This window comes from Spongiibacter sp. UBA1325 (assembly GCF_002306875.1).
GTDB lineage: Bacteria > Pseudomonadota > Gammaproteobacteria > Pseudomonadales > Spongiibacteraceae > Spongiibacter > Spongiibacter marinus.
The window spans coordinates 100,991-123,728 of sequence record NZ_DBTD01000004.1 but is presented as its reverse complement, the minus strand read 5'-3'; the positions used below and the strand labels follow the sequence as shown (position 1 = coordinate 123,728).

Below are 22,738 nucleotides of genomic sequence, written 5' to 3'. Positions count from 1 at the left end.
CGTAAATTCTCCCGTTTACTACTTATACTTTGTGAAACAATCGGTTCTCGATTAGCATCACGAAGATATTGATCGCTTTTTCCGCCGAGCCAACCTGGCGCCCTCTCTGCCGCCAAATAATTCCCATCAATGCCCCCAGGAATGCCGAGGCGATGTCCTCGCTGTCGAGCTCGCGCGGTAATTCACCGCGTTGTTTTGCCGATTCAAATACGCTCACGAGCCTGTCGTTCAGCGTACCGTTGCGATGTGAAAACATTTCACGCAGCTCGCTGTCCCGGACAATATCGATTGTTGCGCCAGCGAGGAAAGGCGAATACTCCGGGTGCGATGCATAGCTATCCAGTGTCTCTGTCATCAAATTGCACAGCTGATCCCGCAAGTGGCCCCGCTGTGAGAACACACGTTCGTAGCGCGGCCTTAGGTCATCAAAAATTTCATCAAACAACGACACATACAGCGCGAGCTTCGAATCAAAGTACTGATACAGCGTGGCCGGCGTTACATGAATGTCTTTGGCAATGTCCTTAAAGGAGGTCGCGGCATAGCCTTTCGCCGTAAAAATATGCATCGCACTGTGTCGAATACGCGCAATGGTTTCCTCTCGTCGACTGCCCGCCGGGCGCCCCACTCGGCGCCCTTTCGGGGCGGGGTCGCGCTGGCCAGCGGTCTGCGTATCAGTCGTTTTATTCAATGCTTCGGCTACCTAATTACGTGACTCATTCTCGTGTCGCCACCGGTTAATTTCATAACGACACTTATATAACTTACACGTTAGTTAGTTTTTTGCAAGTTAACTTTCACGCCTCCACAGGGGAGCATCGAAAATAGCGTGAACACGCTTATACAGGCGTTGAAATTTCGCTACGACACACAAAAAGCCCCGCCTGACGGCATGCCAGGCGGGGAATCGCAGGAATAGAGGGGCGGGGAATCAGGCGTACTGAGATTCCCGCGCATTGACGAATAAATAGCAGCCAGAGTCTTTGGGAATCTCTTTTAGTGGCTGGTTAATCATCTCCGCGGTTGGGCCGTATTTCTGAGCGAGCGGCTTCAGTTTTTCAAGATCGAACTTGTACAAGCGCGCCGCGTTTTCAGCAAAAATTTTCCGGCGGTCGCTTTCCGATACCTCAGGGAAGGTCAGCTGCAACGATTCAATGTTGTAGGGGAAAGTACCCTCGTAATGCGGATAGTCGTTGCCCCAACAGATTTGATCAACAGTGACATGCTCGCTGCCCTGTAGCTCTTCAATACTGGGGAAGCTGGCGCCGTAATAACAATTGCGTTGCGCGTAATAGCTGGGCGGCTCTTTAAGTACCCAATCTTCTGACTTGAACTCCACCTCGCCAAGCGACCCCGCCTTCGCACCGTAATGTATCTTGTCCAAAAGGCTCAGTACGGCCGGCGCCCATGAGCAACCGGATTCGGTCAATATATACTTCAGGTTAGGGTAGCGCTCGAACACACCGCTAAGCAGAAGGTGGCTGTAACCGCGCTTGCCGAAGTAGGCCACTTCAGACATCCACACGGCACTGGCCACAGCGCCCTTACCATAGTTCGGCAAACCCTGGCCTGAGTGCTGGTTCATAACCAAATCACAGTCCTGGATTGCAGCGAACAAGGGGTCCCAATCCGGGTGATAGAGTGGCTTCAACCAGGTACAGTCCTCGGGAATTAACGGCAGCAGAATACCGCCACGCAAACCCGCTTTTGCAATCCACTCTACGTCTTTGATTGCCTCTTCAATACTGTTCGGCAATATCAAACCCACGCCCGCTCTGCGATCTGGGTCTTCATCACAAAAGTCTTTCAGCCAGCGGTTATGGGCACGGATACCCTGCAGGCAGTACTCGAAGTTTTCTGGGCGCGGCGGCTGCGCGGTAACAATACTCTCACGGAAAAAGGGTGGCAGCGTATTTGGATAAATTACCTCGCCAACAACGCCCTGCCCGTTTTGGTCGGCGTTACGCTCCTCGCCGTCCCAGTTTTTGTTTTTCTTTTTCCCAACGTGGTTACGCGACGGGTTTTTATAGCCACTCCGCCACTCATCGAATGCCTTTTGATATTTCGGCTCAAGGTATTCTCGGTATTGATCTATGCTGCCACCCGCGTGGCTGTCTGCAGTAATGAGGGTATACGGCTCAAGACTCATCTTCGTACTCCTGGTTTAAATGGTTGACCACGCGTAGTGGCTCGTCGAGCCACTGCCGGAAACAGGTCTATTAAAAAACTTTTCTGAATTCGATCCCGTAAACGCGTGGTTCACCGGGGGTAACAACAAAATTACCGAGGGTTTCTGCTGTCGCCGAACCTCCCTCGGGGTAGGCTTCATCAGTGAAGTTGCGAACATAACCCGTGACGCTAAAGTCACCGCTATCAGAGAACCAAGTAACCATGGCATTGGCTACGGTACTAGATGGGACGCCTCCGCGACTCTCGTCACGCTTGTAGGCCTCCCAGGACTTACGGTCTATGCCGTAATAAATTTTATCTTTGTAGCTAACATCAACCCTTGGCACGATGCGGCCGTAGTCCGTCTTAAATTCGTACTGAACACCGAAGTACGCCGTCTGCTCGGGCACAATTGCAAAACTTTCGTCGGAGCGGTCGACAGGCACTCTGGTACCATTAATTGCCAGGGGAATTAATTCAAGGTCGGTGAACTCGTCGTAGCTATAGTCATTACGACTGTAGCTAAACTGCATCATCAGTCGCGGTGTCGGCAGCCAGGTCATCTCCAGCTCCACGCCTTTGATCGTCGCCGCACCGGCATTGTCCATGGTGACTTGAAGGTTGTTATTTCTATCGGTGGAAATCTGCAGCAACTGAATCTGCTTGTAATCCATATTGTAAATCGACAAGTTGCTGCGCAAGCGACGACCAAACCAGTCAGACTTAATGCCCAACTCAATATTCTCCACTTCCTCTGGCTCGATAAATTTCAAACCGTCGGCGCCTTTAGGCTCGAAGAAGCCCGACTTAAATCCGTTACTCCATGTCGCGTATGCCATCAGAGAGTCGACGACAGAATCTTCCATCCATTCTCCGTCGAACACATAGGACAGTGACGTCATCGGCGAGAACTCCCGGAAGGTGACTTTCTCTTTTTGCACTACGGCATTGTCCCGATCCATTGGGAAGTCGATGATTCCATCGCCGTCCTCATCAGTGAACAATGACGCGGCGATGCTGACAGGATCTTGCGCCCACGACCCCAAAAACGGATGGAAGCCCGGCGCAACGGCTGGGCCAAATTGCGGTGAAAGCGCAATACGCGCACTGATGGCATCTATGTCTGAGCCGGTGAATACCTGGTCAGTAGAGCGGGTTTCAACGGTATAGCGGCCACCAAATGTCCACTGGATGTTCTCTGTTACATCAAAAACACCTTGAAAATAAGCGCCATAGGTCTGGTTATCTAATTCAAAGACAGACTCAGCAAGCGGGCCCGCCAGCACACCGACAACGGGCACCGTTCCCATAGGCGTGGGCTGTGATGGACGCTGCCCCAGCCCCATTGCGCCGAGTGTTTGGAGATCAAGGCCAACCAGGCTAGTGAAATTAACAAAGCTGTCGTTGAGAGACTCGACCATCGCGTAAAGCCCAGTCGAGTAACTCATGCGCTCGTCAAACATGGTGCCTGTTAGCTGTAACTCGAGGCTGTTTACGTAACGCTCACTATCATCAATAGTGAATGCTTCAAGGAACTCCGCTGGCCCCGCGTCGGAATCACTGACCTGGTGAGGCTCCTCTACCGAGTATTGGCTACCGAGAATAAACTTGAGCACATCTCCAGAGTCGAGCTCTAACTCCAGAGTGTTCCCGAGCATCACAGAACGGAAGCGATATTCATTGGGCGCATCACCCAGCGACACCGTGTCGCGCCCCAAACGGTCAATCGAATTTTCCAAACAATTTTCATTCCAGGCGGTGGGGTTACTTGGGTCTGTGTCGCCGGGGAACATGACATACAGGCCGCGAATAAAGAGGCCGTTATCATCAGACAAATTACAGTGCCGGCCAGGCCGGGTTTCATTGATATTGCCGAAGTACAAGAAAGTGTCGTTCAGAAGATTATCAGCCGGTGTCCAGCGAAGCTGGCCAATAAGCGACTGACGATTATTCGTGGAAAACTTCTGGCCGTTAACATCTTTCAGGTAGCCATCGTCGGTAATGGCCGACAAGGCTAGGCGGGCGTGAAGGTTTTCCGACAAGGTAAAGCCATTGACCACCTTGCCTTGCACGCGCCGGTGGGAGGCCGCACCAAGTTCAACAATGGTTTCATCTTCGTCACTGGGCTTGGCGAGCGTCAACAACATCGCTCCGCCGGTGGTGTTCTTACCAAATAGCGTACCCTGGGGTCCGCGCAATACCTGAATGCCGCCGAGCTCAACGGCATCGAACAGCTGGCCGTCTACCCGTGGGATATAAACGCCATCCAAATACACCCCGACACTTGGATCAACACGGGAAAACCCCGTTCGCTCGCCGATACCGCGAATGTATATTTGTACCGAGCCCGCCTTTCCTATTTGCAAGCTAGGAATACTGCGGGTCAGGTCTTTGGTATTTTTGATACCCTGCTCACGCATGCTTTCGGCGCTTACTGCACTCACTGCAATGGGCGTTTCCTGCATATTTTCCGAGCGGTGACGCGCTGTCACTATCACCTCTTCTAAGGCGCCAGCCTGCGCCAAAGTGTCGCCCGCTATCATGGCCATCCCGGTTCCCATCAATATGCGGCCAGCCTGTCCGATTCGCATGCAAAGGTTCATAATCTTTCTCTCACTGTCGTATTTTTATATTTCTTAATTTTTTTTATTGAAAGGTAATCACGCCGCGCGCATTTACCCCACTTTTCATATCTTCGAAAGCCTGAGGCGCTTCATCGATGGTGTACCGCTTGGTCACCATGTCGTCTAGATTCAGCTTGCCAGCGGTGTATAAATTGATCAGCCGGGGAAAATCGACAGGAGGGTTGGCATCACCGTAAAAGCAGCCCTTCAGCGTTTTTGCACCCATGGAAAGCATTAGTGCATTCAGTGAGACATTCTCAGTCAGCGATCCAACACCAACAATAACGGCCATACCACCGCGTCTTACACAGGCATTCGCTTGCTCCATCAATTTGGCGATACCGACAGCTTCGAAAGCATAATCGGCACCACCGCCTGTTAGCGCTTGAATGGTGGCCACGGGATCGTCGCTGGCACTGCAGACACCGTGAGTCGCGCCGAACTTTTTCGCCATTTCGAGTTTGCTCTCTGAGAGATCCACCGCGATGATTTTTTCTGCGCCAGCGAGACGTGCACCCTGAATCACGGACAGACCAACACCGCCACAGCCGAACACAGCAACACTCGAACCCGGCACAATCTTCGCGGTATTAATCGCGGCGCCAACACCGGTCATTACCCCACAACCGACCAAAGCGGCTTTATCCAGCGGGATAGACTTATCAATCTTAATTGCACTTGCCTGAGGAATAACGGCATACTCCGCCATGCAACCGAGATACTGCATAACATCGATATCCTCGTCGCCAGCGTGCACGCGGGTGGTGCCGTCGAGCATTTTGCCCATGCGCAATCCGGTGTCACACAGCGATGGCCGATGATTGTGGCAATGGCTGCATTCACCGCAAGCAGGCACAAAGGACATGACAACGTGATCACCGGCTTGCAGATGCGTAACGCCCTCGCCCACTTCTTCCACCACGCCGGCGCCCTCGTGACCGAGGACAATGGGCATCGCAACCGGGAATCCGCCATTGATTATCGAGAGATCGGAATGGCACACGCCCGTCGCCACCATACGCACCTTTACCTCTCCCGCTTTGGGAGGGTCCAGGGTTACCTCTTCTACAGCGATCTCTTCTATTCCTCTACAGACGACTGCTCGCATTGCCAACTCCCCACCTCGTAAATGTTCGAATTCCAGCTTAGTCAACCGTGCCAGCACTGAACATGTAATAACCTCTCAATAGTTCCTAACATTTCACTCCACCCGCAAACGTCTAGCCAAGTTGGCGGAAAATGCCCTGTGGATGGGAGATACAGCGCTCTAACATAGCCTGCGAAAATCGATTCAGAGGACCATATTGTGCAAACCGAACTATGTAAAAAGCTGGGGATAGACCTGCCGATCTTTGCCTTCACTCACTGCCGGGATGTGGTAGTAGAAGTCTCCAAAGCTGGCGGCATTGGTGTATTTGGCGCAGTCGGCCTCTCCCCCGAGATGTTAAAAATTGAACTTGACTGGATTGATGAACATATCGGCGACAAACCTTACGGTCTCGATATTGTTATTCCGGCCAAGTATGAAGGCCAAGGCGAAATGGACCCGGAAAAGCTCGAACAGCAACTGCGAGCCATGGTGCCCCAGGAACACTACGAGTTTGCCGACAAGGTGCTAGCCGAGCACGGCGTACCCGAGCTGCCAGAGAAGCAAGAAGCTAGGCTGCTAAGCTGGAATGAGGCCATTGGTTCACAGTTGGTTGAGCAGGCGCTACATCGCCCAAACTGTCGCCTGGTTGCAAACGCTCTGGGCACCCCACCAGCAGACCTGGTTAAACGCATTCAGGACAGCGGTCGCCTTGTCGGCGCGCTGTGCGGCCGCATTAAACAAGTAGAGGCCCATCGCGATGCGGGCCTGGACTTTATTGTTGCACAGGGCGGTGAAGGCGGTGGACATACCGGCGATGTCGGTTCGATCGTCTTTTGGCCACAGGCCGTGGACGCGGCGGGAGATGTTCCAGTACTGGCCGCCGGCGGTATCGGTAATGGCCGACAAATGCTCTCCGCGATGGCAACCGGCGTTCAGGGCGTGTGGACAGGCTCGCTATGGCTGGCCGTTGAAGAAGCCCATGCCCAGCCTGCGCAAAAGCAATCCTATTTTGATGCGAGCTCCGAGGATACCGTGCGCTCTAAATCGTGGACGGGAAAACCCTGCCGCATGATCAAGAACGACTGGACCGAAGCATGGGGCTCGTCCGATACGCCGGACCCACTGCCTATGCCACTGCAGGGCCTGGTGTCTTACAACGCCATGATCCGTACAAATCAATATGCCGACAAAGGTGATTGCCAGAAGGTGGCATTCAATCCGGCGGGACAGGTTATCGGCCAGGTCACCCATGTTGAGTCGTCCCGGAATTTGATTATGCGTCTACTCAATGAATACGTGGAAGCCCTCGAGTACATCAACAATCTTACGGCGGACTGACCCCACCCCACTTGCGCCTCTGCGATTTAACCGTCAAGCTTTACCGGTTGGATCGTAGAGGCCTACCGTGAAAAGAAAAAGCAGCCATACAGCCCCGGATAAAACTATCGGTCGACCGGTCGGTAGCAAGCGCGAAGATACGATTGCCAGAATTCTCGACAGCGCACTGGCCTGTTTCACATCCCATGGCTACGCCAGTACAAAATTCAAGGATATAGCGGTTGGGGCAAATATCACCAGCGCAGCGATCTATCAGTACTTTGACTCCAAACCCGCGCTATACATCGCCGTCGTCGACCATATTTATCAAGACATCTACCCGCGCTTTCAACAGGCAATTGAATCATCGACCCGTCTTAAGGAACGTATACGCAACCTGGTAGAGGCCATGGTTAGCCTGCACGAACAGTCTCCATTAAAAAGTGGATTCCTGTCATCCATTCCACTGGAAACTCAGCGCCACGAAACACTCAAAGAAATATTCAGCCACCGGGAAAATGAAATGCGCGCCTTACAGGCCCGCATATTTGAAGACGCCATAAAGAATGGTGAAATCAACCCTGAATGGAAAGTCGACAACCTGGTAATGATGTTCTTTGGCAGTATGTCGGGCATGGCTAACTACCAATTAAGTGTGGAAGGCACCTCATTGCGCCAGGCTGCCGACATTTATCTGAGCATGATGGAATCGCACCTACTGCGTTAATGCCTTCACTAACGCGCCGAATTTTTCTCGCCGACAATACCCGCCTTTGGCATCTGGTCGTTACACTCTTCTAACGACCTCACCGCCGTAAAAACCTCTCGCGCCTACCCAAAGAGGTGCAGGTTTAATCAATCGAATACGGATTGAAATGACATTTATTGCGTCAATCTGTCTCTCCTACAATGGTTTTGCTGTGAAGCCAGCCACACGTTTGGCCGTTGCATTGAGGCCATCGCTCTGTCCGTATTCGCTTCGCTTAAAGACCCCGGGAGAATCTAATGACAAATATCGGCTTTTGGCACTATGCAGAAAAGGACCCCGCTCCACTCGCATTGGTCGCACCAAATGGCGATGAAATTACCCGTGGGGCACTTTTAAAAGAGTGTAACCAACTGGTACACGGCTTACGCCAGCTAGGTATGGAACCTGGCGACGTTGTTGCGGTGATCATGCCCAACTGCAAAGAAATGATCGCTATCAACCTGGCGATACTTCAAGCCGGCTTTTACATGGTGCCCATCAACTGGCACCTGGCAGGTTCTGAGGTTGCCTACATTCTGGAGGATAGCGGCGCGAAGGTATTTATCAGCCACGAGCGCATCAAAGACGCTGCAACACAAGCGGTGGCCGAGGCGAACTTCGATACCCAGCGCGCTTTCGCTATTGGTGACATTCCGGGCTGGCGCCCCTATTCGGACATTATTGCCGAGCAACCTCATACGCTGCCAGACAACCGCAGCGCTGGCGCCGTAATGAACTACACCTCTGGCACCACTGGCAAACCCAAGGGCGTACGACGACCACTCACCGGCCTGTCACCGGAAGTGGGAGCACAAATGAGCTCAGGGATTTTGTTAATGCTGGGCACGCTGCCGGAGGACAATAATGTCAACATCACTGGCTCGCCGCTTTATCACACCGCGGTAATGGCCTGGGCCAGCGGCTCTCTGCATTTAGGCCACGCCGTGGTCTTGATGGACAAGTGGGAACCGGAAGAGATGTTGCGCTTGATCGAGAAGTATCGCGTCACCACCTCCCATATGGTGCCAACACAATTTATCCGACTGTTGAAGCTCCCTGAGCAAACGCGCGAGAAATACGACTGCTCCAGCACCCGTCGCATGGTGCATGCAGCAGCGCCCTGCCCGCCTGATGTGAAACGCGCCATGATCGAGTGGTGGGGCTTATCCATTTACGAATACTACGCCGCAACCGAAGGCGGCGGCACCATCGTGTCACCCGAAGAATGGCTGAAGTATCCCGGCACCGTCGGTAAGGCCTGGCCTGAAGCAGATATCAAGATCTTTGACGACGATGCCAATGAACTCCCAGTGGGTGAACAAGGCACGGTGTACATGCGCCTGACCGAGCGCGGCAACTTTGAATACAAAGGCAATGCAAAAAATACGGCGGAGAACCGTATTGGCAATTACTTCACTGTTGGTGACATCGGCTATCTCAATGAAGAAGGCTATCTCTTTCTGTGCGACCGCAAGATCGACATGATCATTTCCGGCGGCGCCAACATTTATCCAGCAGAGATCGAAAACGTACTCATCCTGCATGAGAAAGTAGCCGACTGCGCCGTCTTTGGTGTGCCGAATGACGAGTGGGGGGAAGAAATTAAAGCAGTTGTACAGCCGGCCGAAGGCGTCGGCAGCGATGACGCCACCACCCAGGAAATTATGGACTTCCTCGCGTCACGGATAGCAAAAATGAAGCTGCCACGCAGCATTGACTATCTCGATGCCCTGCCCCGTGACCCAAATGGAAAGCTCTTTAAACGCCGCCTGAGAGATCCCTACTGGGAGGGTCGACAGCGGCAAGTGTAACGCCAGCAATCAACGCAGAATACAACGATAAGAGAAAAGATCATGGACATAAAAAGCTACGATAAACTGTTTATCAACAATGAGTGGGTGAGCCCGTCTTCGTCTGCCACCCTGTCGGTGATCAACCCCGCTACCGAGGCCTGTATTGCCACGACACCGGAGGGTCAAAAAGCAGACATTGACGCAGCCGTAGCGGCAGCGCGCGAAGCATTTGATCAGGGGCCGTGGCCACGAATGAGCGCGAGTGAACGCGCTGATTGCATGACAGAACTCTCCCAGGCCTTACAAGAGGACATTCCTGGATTAGCCAGCCTAATTACTCAGGAAATGGGTAGCCCTATGAGCTTCTCCACGCGCTCTCAGGCTTTCAGCCCGATTATTGTACTCGACTACTACGCCGGCTTGGCGCGCCAATACGCCTTTGAAGAAAAGCGCCAAGGGATGGTTAGCCCAGTCGTTGTGCGCGGCGAGGCAGTGGGTGTCGTCGCCGCAATCACGCCGTGGAACGCCCCCCTCTTTACGCTGATGCTCAAGCTGGCACCGGCACTGGCGGCAGGGTGCTGCGTGGTGATTAAGCCCGCCACAGAAACACCATTAGACGCCAATGCCCTGGCCGAGGCGGTAGCAAAAATCAGCATCCCGCCCGGTGTAATCAACATTGTTCCCGCAGACCGAGAGGTAAGTGAATATCTGGTATCCCACCCCGGTGTCGACAAGGTGTCGTTCACTGGCAGTGTTGCCGCCGGTAGAAAAATTGGCGCCATTTGTGGCGAGCAAATCAAGCGCCTAACACTCGAGCTTGGCGGCAAATCTGCAGCGATAGTTCTGGACGATGCAGACCTGAACAAAACCATCCCGGAGATGGTAATGGCAGGCCTGATGAATACAGGGCAAGCCTGCATAGCACAGACACGTATCCTCGCGTCGAAGCAGCGCTACGCAGAGGTTGTTGACGCCGTTGCCGCCTTCGTTGAGAAGCTGAAAATCGGCAACCCATTAGAGGAAGATACGGCTATCGGCCCGCTTGTTTCCGCCAGGCATCGAGAGCGGGTGGAGAGCTATATCAGCATTGGTCGCGAGGAAGGCGCACGCGTGGTCACCGGTGGCGGCCGACCAGGGCATGCGTCGCAAGGCTGGTACGTTGAGCCCACCGTGTTTTCCGACGTGGACAACAATATGCGTATCGCCCGTGAAGAAATCTTTGGGCCGGTACTCTCTGTGATTCCCTACGGCGACGATGCCGATGCCATACGCATCGCCAATGATTCGAACTACGGCCTATGCGGCACAGTATGGACAGAAGACGCTGAGCGAGGCCTGGCTATCGCGCGTGGTGTTCGCACAGGCACCTATACCGTCAACGGCATGAGCATGGACTTCACCAGTCCTTTCGGCGGCTTCAAGCAGTCCGGAATGGGGCGTGAACTCGGCACGCCAGGCCTGGAGGCCTATCTGGAATTCAAGACCATCAACATGCCCACTGACTATCCGCTTGGCTGAACGACAACCCAGCTTCCAAGCGGCCATTGCGCCGCGCCATTAAATTTTTAAAAGAGAACGAAAGATGACACACAGTGTAAAAGTCATCGGGGTGGGAATGATCCCCTTCACCAAGCCCGGCCAAAGCGACACCTACGACATAATGGGCGAGAAAGCCGCCCGCCTAGCGCTGGCGGACGCCGGTATTGAATACAAGGATATTGGCCAAGTATATGCCGGCTATATCTATGCCGACTCTTGCGCCGGACAGGCGGCGGTGTATCCACTTGGGCTCAGTGGCGTGCCGGTTTTCAATGTAAATAATAATTGTGCCACCGGCTCCTCGGCGTTGTTTTTAGCACGGCAATCCGTCGAAACCGGCGCTGTGGATTGTGCTCTGGCGGTAGGCTTTGAACAAATGATGCCAGGCATGCTCGGCACCTTATTTGACGACCGCCCAGGCCCGGGAAACAAGGTCTTTGCCGAGATGGTAAAGATTCAGGGCTACGAACCGAAAGCGCCGCCCACTGCTCAGCTGTTTGGTGGCGCAGCGCGGGAATACAGCGATAAGTACGGCACCAAGCCAGAAACCTTTGGCAAAATTTCAGAGAAGGCGCGGCGGCACGCGGCAAACAATCCCTACGCGGTGTTTCGCGATCCGCTTAGCCTGGACGAGATTATGCAATCGCCGGAACTCTACGGCGTGATCACGCGATATCAGAGTTGCCCACCCACCTGCGGAGCCGCAGCCGCCGTGGTTTGCAGCGAAGCATTTGCCAAAAAGCACGGCTTACTTAATCAGGCTGTCAGCATTAAAGGACAGGCCATGACAACGGACCTGCCAGGCCTGTTTGATTCACCCGATATGCTGCAGATCGTTGGGTATGGCATGGCGAAGGAGGCCGCCGACAAGGTCTATAACCAGGCCGGGGTCGACCCAAGCGATATTGACGTTGTCGAGCTGCATGATTGTTTCACCGCGAATGAGCTTATCAGCTATGAGTCTCTCGGCCTGACCCCCGAGGGCAGCGCAGAACAGTTTGTCTGGGATGAAGACAATACCTACGGCGGCAAGGTCGTGGTCAATCCATCCGGGGGCCTGCTGTCCAAGGGCCATCCATTGGGTGCCACGGGACTCGCGCAGTGCACAGAATTGGTATGGCAGCTGCGCGGAACCGCGCAGGGCCGGCAAGTTAGCAATGCGCGCCATGCACTTCAGCACAACCTCGGCATAGGTGGTGCCTGTGTCGTTACGCTCTATGGCCGGGACTGATATCACAGCCCTGCCTCCACTTAATCAGGAGTCACACCAATGCAACTACACAACCGCGTCGCAATAATTACCGGCGGCGCCTCCGGACTCGGGAAAGCAACAGCACAACAACTCGTCGCCGCTGGCGCCAAAGTCGCGCTCTTTGATATTCAAGCCGAAAACGCCCAACGCCTTGTCGAGGAACTGGGCGCCGAGCACTGCCAGGCCTTCACCGTCGATGTCACCAATGAAGAGTCTGTTGCCGCAGGGATTGAGGCCACGAAGGCAGCCTTTGGAAATATCCACATCTGTGTTAACTGCGCCGGCAGCGGCGATGCCATTCGCACAGTAGGCAAAAAAGGCCCCTTCCCGTTAGACCGTTTTGAATGGGTAGTAAAGCTTAACCTTATCGGCACATTCAACGTGTTACGCCTTTGCGCTGCAGAAATGCAGCACAACGAGGCGTTGACCGAGGATGGCGAGCGCGGCGTCATCATCAACACGGGGTCGGTAGCGGGTATCGACGGACAAATCGGCCAGGCAGCCTACGCCGCCAGCAAGGCGGGCGTAATCGGCATGACGCTGCCAATTGCGCGCGATCTCGGGAAACTGGGTATTCGCATAAACACCATTTGCCCCGGCGTTTTCAAAACTGAACTGATGGCGATGGCCCCGCAGGAAATGCAGGACAACCTAGCCGCAAATGCGCAGTTCCCTCCCCGTCTTGGCAAGCCGCAGGAGTTCGCCAAACTGGTGAAGCACCTGTGTGAAAACGAGTACATCAATGCCGAAACCATCCGACTAGACGCGGCAATGCGCATGCCACCGCGCTAACCGCCCCCATTGCACGGGCGGTTCGGCGTTTCGCACCGCCCGCCGACGAGGAATCGCCCATGCAAAATAATAACTACCCTCCCAGCAGCGAACGCCCCACACCCTCGCTGAACAATCCCGAAGAAGTCCGGCTGGCCCTGCAAGAATGGCTGCCCGGTGCACTGGCTGTAGACCGCGTTGATGTTTCTGCCATCGACATTCCGGAAGGCAATGGGATGTCCAACATCACCGTCCTGTTCTCGGTCGACTGCCACAAAGACGGCAAAACAGAGCGCCACAACGTAGTTGGCCGATTGCAGGCAAACGGCGACAAGCTCACCTTTCCCGACTACAACCTGGCACTGCAATACGCCTTTATGGCCTGGTTGGAAAAGCAGCCCCAGTGCCCCGGTCCGGCGTTACTGGCCGAGGAAACCAGTGGCCGAGTACTGGGCACGCCTTTTTACCTTATGTTGCGCACCGACGGCCGCGTTCCCACGGATACACCGTCCTATCATCGCGACGGCTGGATGGTGTCACTGAGCGCCGAGCAACAGCGCGAGATGTGGCTAAACGGCATTGATGCTATGGCATCGCTCCATAACCTGGACACAACCACCCCCGATGCCCAGGCGCTCATTGCCTCGTATGCGTTCCCCAAGTCACTCAGCGAGCAGCTGGATTACTGGGAAAACTACTGCCGCTGGGCTTTCGACGACAAACCCACTCCGTCAGTAATAGCGCGAGCCTCTGCCTGGCTGAGAGCACATCAACCACCTGAGCAAAAGCTCGCCTTCTGCTGGGGTGACTCACGCATGCCCAACGTCATATTCGACACTGACAACGCTGACGTCGCGGCCTTGCTCGACTGGGAAATGCTGGCTTTGGGTGACCCCCTGCAAGACCTCGCCTGGTGGATCTATCTCGATGAGCTCTTTAGTCATGGCCTTGGCAGTGCGAGGCTGCCAGGCCTGCCAGATCGCGAAACATCGTGTGAACACTGGGCGGCGGCTACCGGGTTGGACCTTGGAAATTTGGACTACTACCTGGTCTTCGCCGGCCTGCGCTTTGGCCTGATCTTCGCACGGATCATGCGCAATATGGGCGCCGATGATGTGGCGTTAGATAACTTCGTCAATCAATACCTGGAACAACATTTGCCCTGACCGCCAACGCAAGGAGCGACCCAGCATGCTATCCAAGCTCGATGACTACCCCGTCCACCAGACTCCGGAACCGCTAATCCATACGGCCAGCAGTGACCGAAACACCTACGATCGCTTTTGGTATAACGGTCACGACAAAGAGGGCCAATATTACTTCGGCATTGCCCTATGCCGATATCCGAATTTAGGTATCACCGATTGCTCATTGAGCCTGGTCACCGAAGGTAAGCAGTACGCTTTTCATGCTTCACGTCGATCGTCAAACGAACCCTCCGACCTCACCGTTGGCCCATTCCAATTACAAATTCTTGAACCGATGGGAAAACACCGGCTGGTGATTGATGACAACGACACCGGCATCCGTTGCGACCTGCTATTCACCCCCACCACCATCCCCTTCCAGGAACAGCGGCAAACGACTCGCAACGCCCGCCATATTGTGATGGATGCCACCCGGCTGGATCAGTTTGGTCAATGGGAAGGCGCCATTCATTTTGACGGTAAGCGCCTGGACATCGACGCACGCAATAGCTGCGGTCTGAAAGATCGCTCCTGGGGTATTCGCCCCGTCGGCGAGCCCTATACCGGGGGCACCCCGCTGGATCCCCGCCGCGTCATGCACTTCATGTGGCTGCCACTGCATTGGAGCAATCAATGCACCCTGGCCGGAATGTTCGAGTACGAGGACGGCTACCAGTGGCACAGCGATCAAGTCATTCTACCCGCCTATAACAAGCCAGACCTCATTCCCGGAATGACGGACTCGGGCAGCCAACACTGGCAGGGGATCGTCAATCATCGCTTACAATTTGAGCCCGGCACCCGCTTTGCCAAATCAGGCTCCCTGACAATGAACAATCGTCACGGAGAAAGCATGGAAATCAGCGTAGAACCGCTGTTGCGACACCACATGAAGGGCTTGGGATATCAAAACCCAGAGTGGGGGCACGGCCGTTGGCAGGGAGAGCTCAAAGTCGGTGCGGAATTTTGGAAACTCGATGAACTTGACCCACTGGCCTTTGAAAACTTACACGTGCAACAGGTAGTAAAAGCGCGCTGTGGTAACGACATCGGCTACGGTGTATTAGAACAGTTCCATATGGGGCCTTATGAACCCTATGGCTTTACCGGGTATTTTGATGGTTACAAAGGCTAAAAAAATAAGGCCGCATATAGCGGCCTAAAGATGAGCGCCCCGTTCTAGGAAGCCACTTCCGGATCAAACGTAATTTTCATAGAGCGGATACCGTTAATAAAATAGTCGCGCACATATTGCACCGGCTCTGCAAATTTTGGGTTGCGAAGGCGGGGTAGAATTTCTTCGAACATAACTCGCATTTCCAGCCGCGCCAAATGCGAACCCAAACAAAAGTGCTGACCGATACCAAACGCGCGGTGCTCTTTATATAGATCGGGCATACGCTTGAAGCGAGTGATATCGAAGGTCATCGGGTCGTCAAAAATTCGCTCGTCGCGATTGATACCGTGCCAAAACAGCACCACTTTATCGCCCTTCTTAATTTGTTGGCCGCCCAGCTCTACATCTTCCGTCGCTGTTCTCCGCATTGACATAAATGCCGCATTGTAACGGAGCATTTCTTCGCACGCTTCGGGAATGGCATCCGGATTTTCGACCAACCACTGCAGCTGATCTGGGTTTTCCATCAACAATCGCATGCCATGGCTTGTCACCGTACGGGTACTCTCGTTGCCGGCTGCCACCAACATCAGGAAGAAAGCAGAAAATTCATCCGGCGTGAGCTTCTCGTCGTTTACCTCACCATCAAGTAAGGCGCCTACAATATTATTCAGAGGCGTTTCAGCATGTTTTCGAGCCAGGTCAGCGGCATACAGATACATGTTCATTCCAGCGTCACGCGCTGCCGCGAGATTATCCTCACCGTCGCTCATGTTGTCGTCTTCTGGAAAGAACATCGCGTTGGTCCATTTAAAGAACTTCTGGCGATCTTCAATCGGCACACCGCATAACTCCAGAATGGCGATCAGTGGGAGTTCTGCTGCCACTTCTTGAACAAATTCACATTCGCCGCGCGCAGCCACGGTATCGACAATTTGCTTGGCATAGGTGCGGAACCGTTCTGTGTAACTATCCACAGCAGAGGGGGTAAAAGCGTTGCGAGCGATGCGGCGATACTTGTTGTGACTGGGCGGATCCATGTTGACGATCATAAGGCGGTTTCTCGCCAATGCCTCGTCATCCAGCTCCATGGACATTGCGCCGCGTTCAGCGCTGGAGAATAGCTTCGGATTTTTACATACAAAGTCTACTTCTTCTCGGCCCTGTACCGCCCAATAGGGAATACCCGTGATGGGGTCATCTACCTTGACGACCACGCCACCCTTGGTGCGAACATCGCGCATAACCTCGTGGTGATTCCCGTCGACATACAGGTCGGGATCGAGCAAATTAGCATAGGGGCAAGCAGACATGACAGATACCTTTTCTTCAGCAAGCGATTAGAGTTTTTTGAGATGCTAAAGAGATGGTAGATTCGTCACCCCGCGCCGACCATAACAAAGCCCACCGAGTTCACTTTACAAAACCGCCCGCTCTTAGAGGGTCTCTTCTGCAAGAAAACGCATGGTTTCGTATTTATCCGTCAGGCTCCCGTAACACCCTATGAGTAAAGACGTGACATCAGATTTCTTCCAATCCTGCAGCCGTTCTCGAATCCGGTCTTTCGGGCCGCTCAGGGATATTTCATCAGCCAACGCATCGGGCACAGCCATCACGGCTTCCTCGCGTTTGCCGGCATAGAACAACTCCTGCACTTTTTCGGCGGCATCGCCAAATCCCATCCGCCCCATTAAATTCTTATGGAAGTTCATATCCTTCGCCCCCATACCACCAAGATATAAGGCCAGGGTGTATTTCACCGGCAGCAGTGCGGCGGCCAGGTCATCGTTAATGTTCACCGAACAGTAAGCAGCGATCTCGTGGCCTTCGCGGCGGTGTTGCAGGGAGTCAGCGAAAATATCCATGCGGTAGGGCGAGACGAATACAGGCATCCAGCCATCGAACGCTTCAGCCGCCAGCTGGACGTTTTTTGGCCCTTCGGCGCCCAGGTACACGGGGATATGGCTGCGCAGCGGGTGCGTGATGCTTTTCAGCGGCTTGCCTAGCCCCATTCCGCCTTGTAGCGGCAGCTGATACACCTTGCCATCAAGGCTGACAGGCTGCTCGCGGGCGATCACCTGGCGAAAGATGTCCAGCCATTCACGCGTGCGGGTTAGCGGTTTGCGAAAGTCCTGGCCATACCATCCCTCAACCACCTGCGGCCCGGACACCCCGACCCCGAGGATGAGTCGACCATTAGTGAGGTGGTCAATGGTGAGCGCCGTCATGGCAGCGCAGACCGGCGTGCGCGCCGATAACTGCATGATGCCCGTGCCCAGCTTAATGGTTTTGGTATGGGCGCCCAGCCAAGTCAGGGGGGAAAAACAGTCCGATCCGTAGGCCTCAGCCGTCCAGACGGAGTCAAAGCCAAGCCGCTCCGCCTCCTGAGCGAGCTCGACCATATTGGGAGTGGGGTCTTGTTGCCAGTAGCCGAAGGTAAGTCCCAGTTTCATTGCTTTTCTCCGCTGTGCGTGATGGTGGGCAAGTGCCGCAGGCCTGCACAGCCAGGCGGCGGGCGAGGGCGAAATTTTAGAACGCTAGTAGCCACTTAACCGAGCGAAGCGGTCACTGTGGTAACTACTATCACCGAGGGTTTGTGCGGTGACTCGGGCCCGTTTTAAGAACAAGCCGATATCAAGTTCATCCGTCACGCCGATGCCGCCGTGCATCTGCACCGCCTCATTCGTCGCCAGTTTGGCAATATCATTAAGGCGACTTTTTGCGAGGCTGGCCAACAGCGGCACCTGGTCAGACCCGCGATCTAGGGCGACGAGCCCCGCCCGCACTGCGGCGCGACATAACTCAACCTCGGCGAACAACTTGGCAGCACGGTGTTTTAGCGCTTGAAAGCTGCCTATTTTCACACCGAACTGCTCGCGATCTTTCAGGTAGGCCACAGTGCGATCAAAGCATTCCGAAATGCCACCGAGCATTTCAGCGGCCAGGAGTATGCAAGCGGCGTCCAGCACCGGTGACAACACCTTCCAGCCCTGATCAACCTCGCCGAGGACGGCACTCCGCTCAACACGTACATTACTAAAGTCGATCTGCGCCGCGCTGCGTTCGTCCATCAGGGTCAGCTCGCGGCGTGAAATACCGGCTGAGTTAGCATCAATGAGAAAGAGCGTCAGGCCGTGTTCCTCACCCGGGCTGCCTGCACTGCGCGCCACAACGATTAACTGATCTGCGCTACCGCCATCCAGAACAAACGTCTTTCTTCCGTTCAGCACGAATCCGTCACCGTCAGTGCGCGCCGACATGGCAGTTTCCAGAGGGGCATGGCGCCCCCCCTCATCGAGGGCAAGGGCCAGTGTGCACTGCCCCTCCACCACCTTAGGCAACACAGATTCACGCTGACGACGGCTGCCACCGATTTGCACGCATTGCGCACCCAGAATCACCGTGGCAAAAAGCGGCGAGGCCAACAGGGTTCGACCGGCCTCTTCCATAATTCCACCTAAGCCGACATAGCCGAAATCCATACCACCACAGTCTTCGGGCAGTAAAATACCTGGCCAACCCAGCTCGACCATTGTCCGCCAATGGGCTGCTGAATACCCCGTCCCTGATGGTGCATCACGGAGCTTGCGAAATTCTCCAACCGGACATTGTGACTGGATAAATTCGCGTGCGGTGTCTTTCAGTAATATCTGCTCTTCACTTAATACCATCGTCATTGTTTCGACCGCCTTTGCATCCAGGACCTGCTTTTGTAAGGAGTTTGTTCCGAGAGCGAGTAATCAACAATTGTCAGTCCGGCAGCTGTAATACGCGCTTCGCGACCACGTTCAATTGAATTTCGGAACTGCCACCGGCGATCGTCAAAATTTTCGAATGCGCCCAATGCCTTGCTTCCATAAGTTCATCGCTATCGAAGCCTTCGCCTTCCCAGCCCAACCCCTGGGTGCCCATCAAGGCCAGTTTTAACTCACTGCACCTCTGGTCTAATTCCGTCGCGTAGTACTTAAAGAACGAAGTGGTATTGGGATCAAGCGTACCCTGCCGACCTTCCTCAAACGCCTTTTGCTTAGCCAGGCCCATCACCATGGCATCCATATCGTACTGCGTGAGTTGCTGACGCAAGTTACCGTCTAGCAATTTACCGTCGGCCATGGGCAAATACCGACGAGCGATTTCAGAGGGCGAATACCTGGGGCCAACGGCCAATTCTGACAGCTCGGACATCAGCGTCCGCTCGTGCTGCAACAACCGCTTGGCGACACCCCAGCCCTTATTCTGCTCACCCAACATATTGCGCTTTTCAACTCGCGCGTTATCGAAAAATGTTTGACAGAAATCGGAGTCACCCGATATTAGCTCGATCGGACTAACGCTCACTCCCTGCTGCGCCATATCCATTAGTACAAAGCTGATTCCCTCATGCTTTGGGGCTTCTGAGTCAGTTCGTACAAGACAAAATATCCAGTCAGCGGCATCGGCGTTTGACGTCCAAATTTTGGTGCCATTTACGAGAAAGTGGTCACCCTTGTCCTCGGCCTTGCATTGAATATTTGCAAGATCAGAACCTGCCCCAGGCTCGCTGTAACCCTGACACCAACGCACTTCACCACGGGCTATTTTCGGTAGGTGTTCGCGTTTTTGTTGCTCAGTACCATACTCGAGCAATGCCGGGCCCAGCATGGCAAGCCCCTGACCGGCCGCCAGCGCCGGGCGGCAGCCGAGGCGCTTCATCTCCTGCTTGAGAATTTTGCTCTCGTCTTTGTTGAGACCCGCACCACCGTATTCCTCGGGCCAATCCGGCGCGGTCCAGCCCCTGGCCAACATACGCTCAAACCAAAGACGCGCGTCCTCACAGGGGAACTCCCCTTTACTGCCACCGTTGTAGAGGTCTTCCGGGCGGGCGGGCTCTCGCATCGCCGGCGGGCAATTTTCCTCTAGCCAGTTGGCAACTTCGCGCCTAAATGTTTCCTGATTTTCCATAGCCTGCCTTATTCGGTTTGGTGATGGGGCAAGTCACGCCCGTCGGCGCGTTACGCCTTGGCTTTTCGCTTAGGTTGGAAAAAAGGCGTGCCCGCTGTGGAGCCACCATCGATAATGAATTCACCACCAGTGCTATATGAACTGGCATCCGAAGCGAGAAACGTCACCATCTGGGCAACTTCCGACACCTCGCCGATGCGAGCAAGCGGCAACATACCCGCCACCATATCGCGCTGCTTATCGGGTATTTCGTCCCACTTCACCATCGCGGTGTTGATCACACCGGGGTGCACCGAGTTGACCCGAATGCCATCGCGACCCAGTTCTATAGCCGCCGTTTTTGTCATGCCTCGAACGGCCCACTTAGAAGCTGAATAAGCAATACACTTAGTCACCCCGCGAAAGCCCGCCGTCGACGAGATATTCACGATGGAGCCTCCACCAGCTGCTCGCATTGCCGCGACAACCGATTTCATTCCAAGAAAAACGCCCAGCTGATTAATCTGGATCATTTTCATGAAGCCTTCTTCGGTTTCATCCTCAAGGAATTTTCCGCCCGAGATCCCCGCGTTATTAACCAGCACATTCAGCTTGCCAAACTTCTCCAGAGTCAGCGCCACAGCAGCCTGCCAATCCTGCTCAGACGTAACATCCAGTCGGCAAAAGGCCGCATGGGGGCCTATTGAACGGGCGACTTCTTCACCCTCTTCACACAGCAGATCACCGATCACCACCTTTGCACCGAGACTGGCAAATAGACGCGCCTCCGCTGCCCCTTGTCCCCGGGCACCGCCGCTAATCAGCGCAACTTTGCCATCCATATCAATCACGTTATTTCCCTCGCAGTTCCCAACAGAAAACCCGCCGCCGGACCATTCCCGCGGCGCAAATCACTTAAGCTGTAGTTTTATCAGCCCCCACGCGAGCAACCAATGCCAAAAGCCTCCAGAGTTAATTTGCATATACAGCCAGATTTTTTCGCTGCCGCCGGGGGCTCGCAGGCGACATTGCGCTAAGGCGGAGATTGCGCTTGCGTAGGCGAATTACGGTATTGAAGAGACGGTATTGCTGGTTAGTAGTTCGTCGATGTCACTATCGCCGTAACCCAACGACAACAAGATATCTCTGGTGTCACGTGCAACACCTGTCGGCGAAGACTGAACCCTGCCAGGCGTGCGCGACAACTTGGGGGCAGGTGCGGGCTGTAAGTGGCCATCGAGCTCTATGAAATTACCCCGCGCTTGATTGTGCGGATGATCAGGCGCTTCGCTCCAATCCAAAACAGGGGCGAAACAGACATCGCTTCCCTCTAATAAGGCGCACCACTCGTCTCGGGATTTCATTGCAATGCGCTGAGCGATCTTTGCTTTGTACTTTGGCCATTGCGACCGGTCGAAATGAGCACCCGGTTCACCAAGGTCAATCTCAAGTTTTTGAGCAAGCAGGCTGTAAAACTTTGGCTCTATTGCGCCCAGGCTGATGTACTTGCCATCGGCGCAGAGATAGTTGGCATAAAAGTGAGCGCCGCCGTCGAGTAAGTTGTCGCACCGCCCATCCTGCCACATAGCCATCGCTTTAAAGGCATGGATCGCGGTGGTCAATGAAATTGTGCCATCGCATATCGCCGCATCGACCACCTGCCCCTTTTCCGAGTGGACCCGCTCCAACAATGCCGACAATATGCCAACGACCAGATACATCGCCCCACCGGCGTAATCGCCCAATAGGTTTAGCGGTGGCACTGGGCCTGATTGCTCGCTGCCTATCGCATCCAGCGCACCGGTAATCGCGATGTAATTGATGTCGTGACCGGCAGCCGAAGACAGCGGGCCACTCTGCCCCCATCCGGTCATTCGCCCATAAACGATGCCGGGGTTTCGAGCAGCACAGGCATCAGGGCCCAAACCCAGTTTTTCCATGACACCGGGGCGAAACCCCTCGATGATGACATCGGCGCTCTCCACCAGCTTTAATACGACTTCAATACCTTTGGTGTCTTTTAGATTAACGGCGATGGAACGGCGTCCTCGCGCGACGAAGTCTCCACTGTTTGCCGGAGCTTCAGCGCCGACCCTATCGATGCGGATGACATCGGCACCGAGGTCCGACAACAACATACAAGCGAAGGGGGCGGGACCAATACCCGCCATCTCGAGAACCTTGAACCCCGCCAGCGGCCCGCAAGTCATG

18 protein-coding genes are annotated in these 22,738 nt (G+C 54.5%); 8 read left to right on the top strand and 10 right to left on the bottom strand.

The window, feature by feature from the left end; all coding sequences use genetic code 11:
- Positions 1-22: 22 nt before the first annotated feature.
- From B3K78_RS03480 to B3K78_RS03465, 4 genes are all read right to left on the bottom strand, one after another.
- Positions 23-691, bottom strand: coding sequence for a TetR/AcrR family transcriptional regulator (locus B3K78_RS03480; protein WP_286694303.1), 669 nt, complete (start codon positions 689-691; stop codon positions 23-25).
- Positions 692-931: 240 nt separating this feature from the next.
- Complete coding sequence (locus tag B3K78_RS03475) at positions 932-2,149, bottom strand: amidohydrolase family protein (RefSeq protein WP_286694302.1); 1,218 nt, start codon at positions 2,147-2,149, stop codon at positions 932-934.
- 70 nt (positions 2,150-2,219) lie between these two features.
- Entirely contained in the window at positions 2,220-4,760 is a 2,541-nt protein-coding gene (locus B3K78_RS03470; protein WP_286694301.1) for a TonB-dependent receptor, read from the bottom strand.
- Between the two features lie 55 nt (positions 4,761-4,815).
- Positions 4,816-5,901, bottom strand: coding sequence for a zinc-binding dehydrogenase (locus B3K78_RS03465; RefSeq protein WP_286694300.1), 1,086 nt, complete (start codon positions 5,899-5,901; stop codon positions 4,816-4,818).
- 198 nt (positions 5,902-6,099) lie between these two features.
- Here B3K78_RS03465 and B3K78_RS03460 point away from each other — a divergent pair, with 198 nt between their 5' ends.
- From B3K78_RS03460 to B3K78_RS03425, 8 genes are all read left to right on the top strand, one after another.
- Positions 6,100-7,221, top strand: coding sequence for a nitronate monooxygenase (locus tag B3K78_RS03460; protein ID WP_286694299.1), 1,122 nt, complete (start codon positions 6,100-6,102; stop codon positions 7,219-7,221).
- A 67-nt stretch (positions 7,222-7,288) separates the two neighbouring features.
- Positions 7,289-7,927, top strand: coding sequence for a TetR/AcrR family transcriptional regulator (locus B3K78_RS03455; protein WP_286694298.1), 639 nt, complete (start codon positions 7,289-7,291; stop codon positions 7,925-7,927).
- Between the two features lie 278 nt (positions 7,928-8,205).
- Positions 8,206-9,759, top strand: a complete 1,554-nt coding sequence (locus B3K78_RS03450) for an acyl-CoA synthetase (protein ID WP_286694297.1) — start codon at positions 8,206-8,208, stop codon at positions 9,757-9,759.
- A gap of 42 nt (positions 9,760-9,801) precedes the next feature.
- Positions 9,802-11,259, top strand: coding sequence for an aldehyde dehydrogenase (locus B3K78_RS03445; RefSeq protein WP_286694296.1), 1,458 nt, complete (start codon positions 9,802-9,804; stop codon positions 11,257-11,259).
- Positions 11,260-11,323: 64 nt separating this feature from the next.
- The gene (locus tag B3K78_RS03440) at positions 11,324-12,511 is read left to right on the top strand and encodes a lipid-transfer protein (protein ID WP_286694295.1); all 1,188 of its coding nucleotides are present in this window, start codon (positions 11,324-11,326) and stop codon (positions 12,509-12,511) included.
- Positions 12,512-12,550: 39 nt separating this feature from the next.
- Positions 12,551-13,324, top strand: coding sequence for an SDR family NAD(P)-dependent oxidoreductase (locus B3K78_RS03435; protein WP_286694294.1), 774 nt, complete (start codon positions 12,551-12,553; stop codon positions 13,322-13,324).
- Between the two features lie 59 nt (positions 13,325-13,383).
- Positions 13,384-14,469, top strand: coding sequence for a phosphotransferase family protein (locus B3K78_RS03430; protein ID WP_286694293.1), 1,086 nt, complete (start codon positions 13,384-13,386; stop codon positions 14,467-14,469).
- Between the two features lie 25 nt (positions 14,470-14,494).
- Positions 14,495-15,625: an Rv3169 family protein gene (locus B3K78_RS03425; protein WP_286694292.1), complete on the top strand. Its 1,131-nt coding sequence runs from the start codon at positions 14,495-14,497 to the stop codon at positions 15,623-15,625.
- 44 nt (positions 15,626-15,669) lie between these two features.
- Here the strand turns inward: B3K78_RS03425 and B3K78_RS03420 are convergent, their stop codons facing one another.
- The 6 genes from B3K78_RS03420 to B3K78_RS03395 all read right to left on the bottom strand — a co-directional run bounded on the left by B3K78_RS03420 (position 15,670) and on the right by B3K78_RS03395 (position 22,737).
- The gene (locus tag B3K78_RS03420) at positions 15,670-16,920 is read right to left on the bottom strand and encodes a cytochrome P450 (protein ID WP_286694291.1); all 1,251 of its coding nucleotides are present in this window, start codon (positions 16,918-16,920) and stop codon (positions 15,670-15,672) included.
- Between the two features lie 123 nt (positions 16,921-17,043).
- Positions 17,044-18,060, bottom strand: coding sequence for an LLM class F420-dependent oxidoreductase (locus B3K78_RS03415; RefSeq protein ID WP_286694290.1), 1,017 nt, complete (start codon positions 18,058-18,060; stop codon positions 17,044-17,046).
- 84 nt (positions 18,061-18,144) lie between these two features.
- On the bottom strand, positions 18,145-19,284 hold the full coding sequence (locus B3K78_RS03410; RefSeq protein ID WP_286694289.1) for an acyl-CoA dehydrogenase family protein: 1,140 nt from the start codon (positions 19,282-19,284) through the stop codon (positions 18,145-18,147).
- A gap of 73 nt (positions 19,285-19,357) precedes the next feature.
- Entirely contained in the window at positions 19,358-20,548 is a 1,191-nt protein-coding gene (locus B3K78_RS03405; protein ID WP_286694288.1) for an acyl-CoA dehydrogenase family protein, read from the bottom strand.
- Positions 20,549-20,598: 50 nt separating this feature from the next.
- The gene (locus B3K78_RS03400; RefSeq protein ID WP_286694557.1) at positions 20,599-21,369 is read right to left on the bottom strand and encodes a glucose 1-dehydrogenase; all 771 of its coding nucleotides are present in this window, start codon (positions 21,367-21,369) and stop codon (positions 20,599-20,601) included.
- A gap of 222 nt (positions 21,370-21,591) precedes the next feature.
- Entirely contained in the window at positions 21,592-22,737 is a 1,146-nt protein-coding gene (locus B3K78_RS03395) for a CaiB/BaiF CoA transferase family protein (RefSeq protein ID WP_286694287.1), read from the bottom strand.
- Position 22,738: the final 1 nt, after the last annotated feature.